Here is a 13,246-nt window from a genome sequence, read left to right as displayed (position 1 = left end):
GCCCCATATATAATCGAATAACATCAAACTCATGATAAGAAGTACAAAACAAAAAACTATCCATAGCCTTCTCTTACCCATAGGAGCCTTAACTTCCACTCCTCCCGAGGTATATATTCTTCTATCCTTTTATCTTTCGTTTCCATATCGTATTTGTTTTTTGATTTCTACACTGCAAAGATACGGGAGAGGAAAGAGATAGAAAGTTATCTCAACGTTATCTTTACGTTAAGATGGAAAACAAAGGGTGCAGGGAATGGTGAAATACCTATATTTGCCGGTGAAATCAAGAAGTTATGACGAAATCATTCTATATTATATTAACAGCCGTCGCTGTCTTTGTCGTCCTTTTCCTGATGGGGCAATGGATAGGCAGGAGCTATTCATTGACAAAAGGGCTGTTGGCACGACAAGTGTACGAGGCCTTCTGCCACACGACGGAACAATACGATGCAGATAAGACAAAAGAATTTCCGGCCCTGTTCAGGGAAGAACTCAATAAAAGAGAACTGGACAAACTTGTGTTCCGCATAGATACCGTCTCCCTCAGCGATCCGGAAACCGTTTTAAGGAAAGACATCCGGTATTTCTCCGACTACGAACAGTTGTTCAACGAACGGCATACATTTGTCTATCCGATCAACGACACGCAAGGCGTACAAGCCCATATCATCAATCCACGCGCAGGCTCCATCGGCCGGCTGCTGTATTACTTTTTCGGTACAGCCATCGCACTGATTATACTGCTGATCGGTATCCAGAAACAAATCAACATCATCAAACGGCAGGATGAAGTAGCCCGGATGCGTGAAGACTTTTCCTATGCCATGATCCACGATATGAAAACACCGCTCAGCTCCATCCTGATGGGAGCCCGCATCCTCCGGAGCGGGAAGCTGGACGACAAGCCGGAGAAGAAAGAGAAGTTCTTCGATATTCTGGAAAAGGAGACGGAGCACCTGTTGGCGCTAACCAACAAGGTTCTGACCATTTCCAAACTGGAACACGGGCAACTCTTGCTGGAAAAGAATTGGATTTCCATCCGTCCGATGATAGAGGAACTGACACAGATGTTTGCCGCCAAGACAAGCAAACCCGTTACCTTCAACCTGAATATTGAAGCAGAAGAGATATTTGCAGACGAAGAATACCTGAAAGAGGCGGTCAGCAACCTGATAGACAACGCCATCAAGTACTCGAAAGAGACAATCGAAATACAAATCAGCTCCTGCACCTACAATAAATTTATACAGATCAAGGTAAAAGACAACGGAATCGGTATCTCCCTCTCCGCACAAAATCATATCTTTGACAAGTTCGAACGCGCTTCCGCCAGCCGTCGCAGTGCGGCAAACAACGTCACCGGGTTCGGCTTGGGACTGAACTACGTGATGAACGTCACCCGCTCGCATGGCGGCTACGTCAGCGTCGAGAGCCAGGAAGGGAAGTACAGCGAATTTACGATCTCATTACCTTTACCCACAGAACACGAAATAACAATATGATAAAGTTACTATTAGTAGAAGACGACGCGAACCTGAGTTATATTATTCAGAGCGCCTTGGAAGATATGATCGGCGATTATGAAGTATCGATCGCCCACAACGGAAAAGAAGGGCTGGAAGCTTACCATCGGGACAAGCCGGATGTGATTGTTGCCGACATCGAAATGCCGGTCATGGACGGCTACGAGATGGTACGCCGCATCCGGGAAACGGACCAGGAGATTCCGATCCTGTTTTCCTCCGCCCGTGTCTCACCCAAAGATGTGGTAAAAGGTTACGAATTAGGAGTCAACAATTACGTAAAGAAGCCTTTTCTCCCCGAAGAGCTGGATGCCCACGTCCACGCCCTGCTCCGCATGAAGCAAGGGACGGCGGAGAAAAGCGCCGCACAGCAAACCTTTACAGTCGGCAACTACACCTTGAATCCTATCTAGGCTACACTGCTCCACACCTCCGGCAGCACCCAACTGCTCACCCCACGCGAAACCGGCATCCTGGAACTCCTGTTCCGCAAACCGGGCGAAGTGGTCCGCCGCGAAGTCATCTTAGACAAGTTCTGGAATACGGAAGACGATTATTTCGCCTCCCGCAGCCTCGATGTATTCGTAACCAAACTACGCAAGCTGTTGTCAAAAGACGAAACAATCTGCATCAAGACGGTAAAAGGAATCGGGCTGATGATTATAACCGAAAACAAACAGGGGCAGGTTTGAAACCTGCCCCATATATGAGAAACAATATAATCCTTTTGTTATTCTACATTATATCCTAAAACAACCACCTTCGGCGCATTGCCGCGGGTGTCTTCATCCTTCCAGTGGATGCGGACTTCTTTCTTTTCGCCCGGGAGCAAAGAGAAGTAGTTGTCCGAATAGAACATCGGGAGGAACTGCTGTCCGTCCTGCTCACCTACCACGTTGAGGCGGATCATCAGGGCCGGGGTGGAAGTCGTATTCTCGATAACGGCTGTCGCGTTCCAGGTTCCGTCAGGGGCTTTATCCGTCGTGATGTCGGATTGCAAAGCGACCTTCGGCAACTTGGCCAGATCCTGATAGTTGTTCTCTTCAAGGCTGCGGTGGTAGAAGTTATCGGAAATAACTTTGCCGTTCTCGGTCAGCGTCATCTTGATGAAATGGACCTTCGAGATGTCGGCCGGGAATTCCAGCTTGATACATTTATCGGTTGTGTCTTCGTTACTGTCGAGTGTCGTTTCTTTTTCCCAGACTACGGATGCATCCATATTCAGGATCTGCACTTTTGCCGTCAGGCCTTTATGTACACCGGCATTGTAGTTGACAACTTCCACCTCGTCGGTTACCGGATTCCACTGGATATGCAACGGTTCGGAAGCCTTCTTGATAGCAAAGTAGGCGGCTGTCGGTTCGAAATAGTAGTCGTAGGTCTGCCATACCATAGAAGGCCAGCAAGGATGACTCATCCACATCAGCAAGCCTTTGCGGTTCATGCTGCGCGATTCGAACAGACTGCGGTGGCCGTCGTAGTTCACCCACTGTGCCAGTTCGGCAAACTCTTTGGCGCTTTGGGGATTGCCATAACCTTTTGCGATAATCTCGTTGAAAGAGGTAGCGCCCTGCGCCCCTTCGCGTGTATAATCGTGCATACCCCACTGGTCGCCCTGCGGCCAGATTCCTTCCGGTGAGAAGGTGCGGAGCATACTTTCGTAGGTCATCACGTTCGGCATACCGCGTTCGCTGTGGAACTTATCGTTACCGGTCTTCAACGTAAAGTATTCTTTTGCCGGGAGCATGCGGTACGGGCCGTGGCCACTCACTACATCGTCTGCCGAGCTCGGAATATAATGGATGTCGGGATGTTCAGCCTTGATGATACGGCGGAGCGCCTTTTCGATCTGCTCCGGCGGGAAACCTTCGTTACGTCCGCAATACAGTCCGATAGAGGCATGGCTGCGGATGCGTTTCACGTAGTCTTCCGCGTTGGCGATAAACAATTCCGGGTAATAAGGATCAGGTCCGTCGGCCGGGTTTGCCAGCCAGAAATCCTGCCAGATCATGATACCATGGCGGTCGCAGGCTTCATACAGCTCCTTGTCGCCGATCATGCCGACCCAGTTACGCATCATCGTGAAATTCATATCCGCATGATAAGCCACGGCGATGTCATATTCACGGCCACGGTAGTTCAGGTTCGATTCACCGAATCCCCAGTTACCGCCACGACCGATAAAGCGGCGTCCGTTGACAAAGAGGGTCAGAATATGATTGTCTTCGTTAAACGTCATCTGGCGGATACCGACTTTGAAGTCTTTAGCATCCGAAACCTTATCGTCGATCTTGAACGTGAAGTTCGCATCATAGAGGTTCGGCGCTCCGTAACCGTTCGGCCACCACAGGCGCGGGTTCTCGACCTTCAACTGCGGGAAGTCCTTGGCGTCGAAAACCACCGTCTTTTCTTCTCCGACCGCCAGTTCTACCGGCTGCTGGAACGTGATCTCTCCGACCTTGCCTTCCAACGTACCTTTAACGGCATTGGCATCGTGGTTCTTCACGATCACTTCAGCCGTCAATGTAGCCGATGTCGTGTCGGGCAACGGCAAGACAGACTGTACGAGCGGATCGGCAACCGTCACCTTACCCGTAGTCGTCAGGCTGACATCGTTCCAGATACCGATGTTACGGCCGCGAACCGTCGGGATCCAGTCCCAACCGATTGTCGCATGGAACGTCGGGTTATCAGCACCTAAGATACCGCCGTTGAAGTCCGTGCTCTGTTTATTCTTTTCCTTGATTGCTCCGATATGCGTATTCTTGATGATCTCGACGGCCACCACGTTCTTTCCCGGAACGACGGCATCCGTCACGTCGAACTTGCCGCGCATGAAGGCGCCTTCGATGCGTCCGACCTTCTTACCGTTCACATATACATTCGCTTTCCAGTTGATACCATCGAAGTTCAGGAACAGGCGGTCTTGCTTGAATCCTTCGGGCACCTCAAACTCATCCCTGTACCAGAAGTCGGACCAGAAGAATGATTCGGAAACATGCAACTGGTTATCCGCATAGTTCGGATCGCCGATCGCCCCGATATTCTTGTAACTGCTCAGGACAGTTCCCGGAACAGTCGCCACAATCCAGTTCGCAGGCTGGAAGGCGGGAGTCGATATCTCTTCGCCGGAAGCGCTCACTTCCGAAGCGCGCTGAAGCTTCCAGTTACCACCGGAGAGGTTGATCTCGCCTTTCGACGCGGCAGGAGTCGCAACAGGCTGTGCCACCAGTCCACCTTTACCCATCACTTCCACCTCACTCAGGATATAACGGCTGCCATTAGCCGGCTGCTGCATAAGGACACGCACGTAGCGGGCTTTCTGTCTGCCGCCGAGGTCGATTTCGTCTCTCAGGCCGTCGCCGCCCGGCAGTTCGGAAGCGTCTGTCCACTGCGTGGCATCGTCAGACAGCTGGACTTTACCCTTAACGGCTTTATTGATCCAGTGTAGGATGACCTTGTCTACTTCGGACGTGCTGCCCAAATCCACATACAGCCATTCTTCTCCCGTAGTGGCGCTCATCCAGGCGCTGTTGAAGAACTGGGACGGTTTCATTTCCACCAATTCCCCTTTATCGTAGAAGTTAGCCTCCGTAAACACCCAGTCGTGCGCGCCTGCCATCTTCAGGCGGACGCGATAGTTCGAGTAGTTAGCCTCCTTATTAAATGTAATCGTTTCATTTAGTTTGCGGACCGGCATTGTTGTTTCTCCGGTCTGCTTGTTCGGGTCGGTCACCGTCACCCGTCCGGACACCGCCTTACCAGGCAAGTCGTTTCCGCTCAGTTTACCGGTTTCCGTCCAGTTCTCTCCGTCGTTGGAGCCTTCGCAGACGATTTCATAACCGCCTTTCGATACGGCATCGTCATAAACGACTGTTCCTACCAGCGACAGCTTGTCGACCGCCTTGCTATAGTTGGCCAGCGTAAACCGGAAATAGGTATCCGCGCCGGGAAAGGTGTTGCGGGAATACGGACCTTCGTCGATCATCCACTCGCGTTCACGCCGCGGCACGTCGCCATCCGGAGTCGATAGGTTCAGATACTGCGGTTGCTTGTCCGTCACGATCCCGTCTGTCGCCAACTGTGCTACAAGGTTGTAGTCATGGCTGGAAGAGGAATAAGCCGCCCGTTGGAGGGCAATGTTCCTGTAAGTCGAACAATCCGGAGCTAAGGAAGGAGAGAAGTCTTCCTTCGGATCGCCGGGATACTGGCCGATACCACGCGTGTAATAGTCCGACCGCTCGAACGATTCGGCCGTCGTGCCTGTTCCACCACATCCCCAGAGGATTAACGACGCCACCGCCGCCCCGCAAAGGGTGAGAACACGGACACTCTTTTTCTGTTCATTAAAAGTCTTCATATATGAATGTTTGTTTAATTTCATGCTACCCAAACGCCTAACCCCCTCCTGCGAAGAAGTTTGCACAAACTTACGGAAAAACGGTGGAATAGACGAATAAAAATTGTTTTCCATTCATAATTCGTAATCCTCTCCTCTAATTCCAAGTTCTCCTCTGCTCATTGCATTAGCAATATCTATCTTCAATTCTTCATCATAATCTTGTCCATCCATGAAACAATTCACAATGCGCAACAATAATTCTTGGTCTATATTGGAAGCGGCAACATGATAAACAATAGATTCTAATTGACGCATGAAAACACACGCCTGCCAATAATAGGCATTTTTATGTAAGAAATAAGCCCCCAGGGTAAGGGCAATACGCTTGTTCCCATCGTTGAAATAATGACCGGAACAAAACTTAAAAACAATGTATGACAACTTATCTACAAACAATGGATAATACACATCATTTTGCACGAAATCAAGGGTGGCAAGGATACCGCCTTCATCGCGCACGCCTTCAAATCCACCATCACTGGCATCTATCATACGATGATAAATATCCAACGTTTCGTCATAGTTGATATATTTTATTTTATCATTCATTCTCTGCTTGCTTTAAGCGTTTAAGCACATCCTTATTTTCCTCCAAGATGTGATCAAAATCAATAGATTGGTCGCCTATAAAACGCTCGAACTCTTCGGGCGTTACAGCTTTCAGATAATTGGCAATATTTCCATGATAAGCATCACGGAAGCTGTAATCCCTTGAAGCCATCTTTGTTCGGGCATCATTTAAATACGGTTTCTGCATAGGATGCTCAGCAAGCTCATCGACAATATCCTCGACTTCTTTCATTGTCAACTTAACACTATGTTTTGCTTTATAACGTTCTTGAATTACTGCGCCTACTCCATTTTCAAAAGAAGATATTACAAGCAGTACTTCCGCATAAAGCGTATGCCGCACATTATCTTTGGTATCTAAGTTGAGTACTTCACGGTATTCTTTAGCGTTCTCCTTGAATACCGCTTTGTAGATGAAGTCCGTAACTTGTGCATACTTATAGGTTTGATGCCCGTTTACGCATTGATTGACTGCAGAAGTAAGGTTTCTACGATAGTTTTCTTCAGTGATCGCAGCGGGTATGTAATACACGTCCCTACGATTGATGAATTTTGTTCCTCCACCTGTTTTCTTATTGATGGTAGCTATTACCAAATCCAAAATCATACTACGTACAGCCTTTGCTTTTTCGCTTTCTGTCAGCAGCATGCCGATGTTTAAAAATGCTCGGAAATTGAATAAACCGAGTTGAGTGGTTTTGCTCGCCTCATTTATAAGGTGAGCAAACTGCAACTTAAACTCTTTCAACGATTTACCCTTACATAAAACATATCCATTATGTTTTAATTCGTCACTATTCAGCGAAAGGTAACGGTCTATGGTAGACATATCTACTTCATAGAAATCGGCAACCATTTTTTTTGTAAATCGATACTCTCCATCAAATAACATTCCCGTTATATCAAGATGTTTTTGTATCTCATCAACTGCAAAACGATTGTTCAGCACATTCTGACGCTCGATGTCGGAGACTGTCAAATCTTTCATAATTTATCCATTATAATTGATACTCGATGTGTACCAAATCTCAACAAACAACTCTATCGGAGGAAAAATTACATCCTCGTCTTTGGGTAACTTACACCGAAAATTACAAAGATAATAAAGAGGGCTGACATCCAGAAAGTTTTCGGTCGAAATATACTTTTCCTCTTTAATTTTGATGTTTTTTGCACAGAACCATGTTATCTCGAATACAACACTGTTTATCAACCTTTTTATATGCTACTCATCTGAAAGCAGGCCTATAATAATCCCGCCGTAATATTTCAGTAATAACTTTACTCGTCCCGGCCCCCTGCTACCCGCTACTTTTGCAGCAGACAAACACTCTAAAACGATAAAGTTATGAAACGATTCGTATTATCTACAGTTCTTTTGTTGAGCTGCTTCGGCGCACAGGCTCAATTTAATATCAATGTGTACAATATCAATGACGTGCTCAAATCAAAGCCGGTGGACAAAGTGCTCTTTACTGCGCAGTATAACACCACCTTTGTCGGCGATACGCTCCATCCGGACAAACCGGTCGACGAGACGATGATGCTGAAGGTCGGTCCCAAAAGTTCCGTCTTCTACAGCTACGCCCGCTTCCGCATGGACTCGCTTATCGAGGCGGACAAAGCATCCGGCGCATCACAAGAAATCATCCAGGAACACCTGAAGCAAGGCAGTGCGAATGTGAACTACCAGATCTTCAAGAACTATCCCGAAGGGAAGCTGACCATGCTCGAACCGATCGCCGCCAGCAACTTCCGCTGCGAGGAAAAGACCGAACTACCCGCCTGGGAATTACTGCCCGACACGGCGACCATCCTCACGTACACCTGCTACAAAGCGACCTGCCGTTTCCGCGGACGGGATTACGAGGCCTGGTACACGCCGGAGATTCCCCGGAGCGAAGGTCCTTGGAAGCTGCAAGGCCTTCCCGGACTGATCCTGAAAGCCTCCGACAGCCAACAGCACTACACCTTCGTCTGCACCGGCATCGAGAAGGTGCGCGAAGAAGAAACGATCCAGTTCACCGGCACCGAATACGAGCCCATCTCCCGCAAAGACCTCCGCAAGGTGCACGAACGCTTCGCCGCCGACCCGATCGGCTACCTGAAAGATACGGCGCCCCATGTCCAGATCACAGTCACAGACGAGAACGGGCAACCCTATCACCCGAAGAATACGCCCTACAACCCCATAGAAAGAGAGTAACACAAGGGACTTAGTTTCCCTCAGCTCCCTTCTATTTTTCCTCTGTTCCCATCCCATTCCCATCCGGCTCCCACAAAAACCTTGTCCGACCCGGGTCGGACAGCTGTTCGACGAGGGTGGGACAGCTGTTCGACGGAGGTCAAACAACCGTTCGACCCGGGTCGGACAAGGATTAGATGGGACTCCATTCAAACAAAGATAAGGGTCTATGCTAATTTACTCCTAAGTCATTCAAATTATAAGCAAGTATAAAACGATGAAAAGCTTCCTATACATATTCATTCTCCTCTTTATCGCCTGCAACCTGTCTGCCCAGCAATCCATAAAAGGGATCGTGACCGATGCCGAAAGCGGGCAACCCGTAGACGCTGCGACCGTGCAGATACGGAAAGCCGGACAGCCGGTTCCGCTGACTTACACTCTGACGGACGCAAACGGACAGTTCAACCTGCCGCTCCGACAGGCCGGCGACTCGCTCCTGATCCATGTCTCGCTATTGGGATACAAGCCCGTCCAGCAGAGAGTCACTGCCGGTTCGACAGTCCACATACGCCTCGAAACGGAGATATTCACCTTGAAAGAGGTCGAGATACGTCCGGGACGCGTCTACGGGCGGCAGGACACGATCAATTACGACGTCGCTCAGTTCATCAGCCCGCGTGACGAGGCAATCAAGGATGTGTTGAAGAAGCTGCCCGGCGTGGATGTGGACGACGAGGGAACGATTTCCTACAACGGGAAAAGCATCAGCAAGTTTTACGTCGAAGGCATGGACCTGACGGGCGGACGGTATAACCAACTGACCAACAACCTGCAGGCCGACGCCGTTAAGAGCGTGCAGGTGATGGAGAACCACCAGCCCATCCGCGCCCTGCAAAAGAAGCTGACGACCGAAGACATCGCCATCAACCTCAAGCTGAAAGACAACTTCCGCGACCGCTGGATGACGACGGTCGAAGGCGGCATGGGCGCCTCTCCCCTCTTGTGGCAAGGCATGGGCAATGCGCTACAGCTTAGCCGGAAAAGCCAGTCGGCCTATATCTATAAAGGGAACAACCGGGGAAAAGATGTGACGGACGAGCAGAATGTCCTTACACAAAACAGCCTGGAAAGGCAATCGGGACCGGCTCTGCCCGCCTTCCTCTCCCAGCCATCTTTCTCCGCCCCGCTGAAGAAGGAGCGGTTGCTCTTCAACGACGTGCATTCCCTCTCCGGCAACCGGGTGTACAAGCTGAACGAGACGATGCAACTGCGCCTTAACGCCAACTATCTGCACGACTTCAAGCGGCAGGAGAGAGGCAGCATCACGAACTTTTACCAGACGGGCGACACCGCCACCCTGACGGAGCAAAGCGATACGCACGTCCGCACCGACCGCGCGGAAGTGGCCGTGAACCTGGAAAACAATGCCGAAAGCCATTACTTGACAAACAACTTCAACCTGTCCGGCAACTGGGAGAACGGCACCTCTTACATCACCGGCAGTTCGGCCGCCAACCAGCGCATCCGGACACCGGACATGGGTGCACAGAACTATCTGCAAAACATCTGGGCGCGGGATAAATACACACTGGAAGTCCGTTCCCTGCTGCGCTACCACAACCAGCCGGCACGGATCACCATCGACGGGGACAGGCAATCGTTGGACTTGCAGCAGCTCTACATGGACCACTCCCTGTCCTTCCTCCGCAAGAAAGGAAACCTGACGCGGCAATATACGGCCGGCGTGACGGGCGATCTCAACTCGCTCCGCAACGGGACAAGCCTCTATTTCACCCCGAACTACCAGTTGAACCGGCACAAATGGAATCTCTCCTTTAATCTTCCGCTCGTATGGACCGCCTTTCCGGAGGCGGACTTTTCGCGATTGGCCGTCAATCCGTTCTTCTACATTAATTATAAGTTGAATTATGCCTGGCGTTTCTCCTTCCATGCCAACTACAGGGAAAAGTACGGCGACATCACCGATTTCTACCCGGACGCCTACCGCACGGACTACCGCAACGTGCGGATAAACAACGCCATCATGCCGGTCAACCGCACACAGAGCTATTCGCTGTACGGGGAATATAAGAACACGATACGCGAGTTCTTCGCCACCCTCTCGCTCGGGCACAACCGGGGCTGGTCCGACCGCATCTTCGAACAACAGGTCCGCGACGCACAGATCGCCCTCGTCTCCCACCGCCTCTCGAACCACTCTTCCGGCTGGACGCTGAAAGGGACGTTTTCCAAAGGCTTCTACGACTACGGCCTGAAGACCTCGCTCAACTACCTTTTAGGTCGCAACCAGGCGGAACAGTTGAGTGCCGGCGAACGCTTGCCTTACCGATACGACTTCATGCAATACGAACCGAAGGTTATCTGGACACCTGTCCGCAGTTTCGCCGCCAGCTACCAGGCCACCATCAACTTAGGAAGATCGAAGATCGGCAGTGATACGGACCTCACCCCACTGCTGAATGTCGTACAGAAGCTGCAACTCTCCTACGAGCTTTTCCCGGTGGAGATCAATCTCGCCGTGGACCACTACCACAACGACGTCAGCCGCGACAAAGCCGTCAACGCCTTCTTCGCCGACCTCTCCTTCCGCTGGAAAACAGGTAGCTGGCAGTTCACCGCCGAAGCCACCAACCTGTTCAACAAGCGGCAATACAGCTACACGCAGTACTCCGCCACCGAAAGCTACACCTCCTGGATCAACATCCGCCCGCGCGAGTTTATGGTTTCGGCACGGTATAGGTTCTGAATATTTTATTACCTTTGTAACTATAACAGAGGCAAGTGCAACAAATGAAACAAACAGCAAACAACCACCCCGGCAAGATCAAGACAGAGGAGTTCAACCTTATGGATATCGCGGCTTACTTCCTTTATAAGAAGCAGGAGGAAGGGAGTCATGCTTTGTCCGAACAGACCTGCTCGGACCTGGGGACTGAGGAGCTGTTTACGTTTGTGGACAGGACACAATCGGGGGTCGGTCAACAATACCTGTACCATACATTATGCACCGTTCCCCGAACGACAGGGGAGATCGAACAGAACGAAGACATCATCGGCCACCTGCAAACCGACGACGGTCTGCGGGAGAGGCTGACGAAAGTATTGTCCGGCTTGCGGGACACGGAGGCTTATATGATCGTGCGGTTGCTGACAGATGAGCTTCCCACCGTTTCCGGAAAGGCGAAAATTGCCTTTACAGTCCTGAAATTCCTGCCAACGCTGTTCCTGCTTCTCTATCTGTTAACACAAGTTTCTGCGTACGGAATACTGTTCCTAACCGCTATCATTGCAAATGTTGTCATTCATTACACATTTAAAATGAAAAGCATCGATTATATCTATTCCGTTCCCCAGTTGATCAAGCTTATGAGTATCGCCGGCAAGCTGTGCAAATATCCGGAACTAAGCAAACTGACAAAAGATATCCCCAAGCTTTGGCCACACTCAAACCCATCCGGCGGACTGCCTTATTCCTCCGCATGGAGAACAAGATGCAAAGTGATATAGCAGCGTTTGTCTGGTTTTTCACCGAACTGATCCATATATTCTTCCTGACGGAACCGCTCTCTTTCCTGCAATCCGTCTCCATCCTGAAGAACAAGAACCGGGAAATCGAGACGGTATACCGGTTTGTCGGTCTGGTGGACAGCTTGCTGTCTGTTTATTTCCTGCGGGAAGAGCTACCTTATTATTGCCTGCCGGGAAAAACCGAAGGGAAGCAAAGGTTAGCCAGTGAAGAGATGTATCACCCGTTGATCGAGGACTGCGTTGCAAACTCCATTACGATAGAAGGGAAATCAGTGCTGCTGAACGGTTCGAATATGTCTGGCAAAACCACTTTCATCCGCATAGCCGGGATCAATGTCCTAACGGCCCAGACATTACACACCGCCTTTGCCCGGTCATTCCGCCTCTCCGCCCCCATAAACATTTATTCCGCCCTGATGCTTGCCGACAATCTTTCGGAAGGGAAAAGCTTTTATATGAAAGAAGTCGACACAATCAAGGACATGATCGACCGGAGCCAGGACGGAAACACCCACCTGTTCCTCTTCGACGAGATATTCAAAGGGACAAACACGACAGAGCGGATCGCCGCAGCCAAATCTGTCTTATCCTACCTGAACACGCCGGACAACATCATCGTCGCCTCCACGCACGACACGGAGTTAGCCACACTGCTCGACTCCGAATACGACCTCTATCATTTCAGCGAAGTGATACACGGCAACTCCTTCTCATTCGATTATAAACTGAAAAGCGGCCCCCTCTACCGCCGCAACGCCATCCGCCTGTTGGAGATAAACGGCTTCCCACCCGCAATCATCCAGGATGCGTACCGGACGATAAACCGTCTGGGTTTTCCACCAGCATCAACCCCACCCCTCTGACTGTCTGGATCTCTACAGAAGGATCGTCCGCAAACAATTTGCGAAGCTTGGTAACAAATACATCCAGGCTGCGGGATGCAAAATAATCGTCAAAAGCAGCACATTAAATATAATTACATCCTTGTATAGATAGATATTTATGCTTTTC

General features: G+C 50.1%; 8 protein-coding genes and 2 pseudogenes. 6 read left to right on the top strand and 4 right to left on the bottom strand.

The genetic code is table 11. The features are described from left to right. Positions 1 to 296 precede the first annotated feature (296 nt). Both DW083_RS03730 and DW083_RS03725 read left to right on the top strand, forming a co-directional pair. Positions 297 to 1,505, top strand: coding sequence for a sensor histidine kinase KdpD (locus DW083_RS03730; protein ID WP_122331477.1), 1,209 nt, complete (start codon positions 297 to 299; stop codon positions 1,503 to 1,505). Next, positions 1,502 to 2,218, top strand: a pseudogene (locus tag DW083_RS03725) (response regulator transcription factor). The gene DW083_RS03730 and the pseudogene DW083_RS03725 overlap by 4 nt, the downstream one beginning before the upstream one ends. A 38-nt stretch (positions 2,219 to 2,256) precedes the next feature. Here DW083_RS03725 and DW083_RS03720 read toward each other — a convergent pair. The 3 genes from DW083_RS03720 to DW083_RS03710 form a co-directional block, all read right to left on the bottom strand. Next, complete coding sequence (locus DW083_RS03720) at positions 2,257 to 5,886, bottom strand: sugar-binding domain-containing protein (RefSeq protein ID WP_122331524.1); 3,630 nt, start codon at positions 5,884 to 5,886, stop codon at positions 2,257 to 2,259. 114 nt (positions 5,887 to 6,000) lie between these two features. Continuing rightward, positions 6,001 to 6,477: a Fic family protein gene (locus tag DW083_RS03715; RefSeq protein WP_122331476.1), complete on the bottom strand. Its 477-nt coding sequence runs from the start codon at positions 6,475 to 6,477 to the stop codon at positions 6,001 to 6,003. Next, positions 6,470 to 7,486, bottom strand: a complete 1,017-nt coding sequence (locus DW083_RS03710) for a DNA-binding protein (protein WP_122331475.1) — start codon at positions 7,484 to 7,486, stop codon at positions 6,470 to 6,472. Before DW083_RS03710 ends, DW083_RS03715 begins: the two co-directional genes overlap by 8 nt. 360 nt (positions 7,487 to 7,846) lie before the next feature. Between DW083_RS03710 and DW083_RS03700 the strand changes: the two genes are divergently transcribed. The 4 genes from DW083_RS03700 (at position 7,847) to DW083_RS22525 (ending at position 13,098) form a co-directional block, all read left to right on the top strand. Next, on the top strand, positions 7,847 to 8,704 hold the full coding sequence (locus DW083_RS03700; RefSeq protein ID WP_122331473.1) for a GLPGLI family protein: 858 nt from the start codon (positions 7,847 to 7,849) through the stop codon (positions 8,702 to 8,704). Between the two features lie 256 nt (positions 8,705 to 8,960). After that, a complete protein-coding gene (locus DW083_RS03695) occupies positions 8,961 to 11,453 on the top strand; it encodes a TonB-dependent receptor (RefSeq protein WP_122331472.1) in 2,493 nt (830 codons plus the stop codon). A gap of 44 nt (positions 11,454 to 11,497) precedes the next feature. Beyond that, positions 11,498 to 12,214 carry a hypothetical protein gene (locus tag DW083_RS22530; RefSeq protein WP_233551745.1) on the top strand — a complete coding sequence of 239 codons (717 nt, stop codon included), beginning with the start codon at positions 11,498 to 11,500 and terminating at the stop codon, positions 12,212 to 12,214. Further along, positions 12,199 to 13,098: a hypothetical protein gene (locus DW083_RS22525; RefSeq protein ID WP_233551744.1), complete on the top strand. Its 900-nt coding sequence runs from the start codon at positions 12,199 to 12,201 to the stop codon at positions 13,096 to 13,098. Before DW083_RS22530 ends, DW083_RS22525 begins: the two co-directional genes overlap by 16 nt. On the opposite strand, the pseudogene DW083_RS03685 reads toward DW083_RS22525, so the two are convergent. Next, positions 13,031 to 13,189: pseudogene (locus DW083_RS03685) on the bottom strand (helix-turn-helix domain-containing protein); the annotation flags it as partial. The gene DW083_RS22525 and the pseudogene DW083_RS03685 overlap by 68 nt on opposite strands. Positions 13,190 to 13,246 lie beyond the last annotated feature (57 nt).

The organism is Parabacteroides sp. AF48-14 (assembly GCF_003477465.1).
Taxonomy (GTDB): Bacteria; Bacteroidota; Bacteroidia; order Bacteroidales; family Tannerellaceae; genus Parabacteroides; species Parabacteroides acidifaciens.
This window is presented reverse-complemented; position numbering and strand designations above follow the sequence as displayed.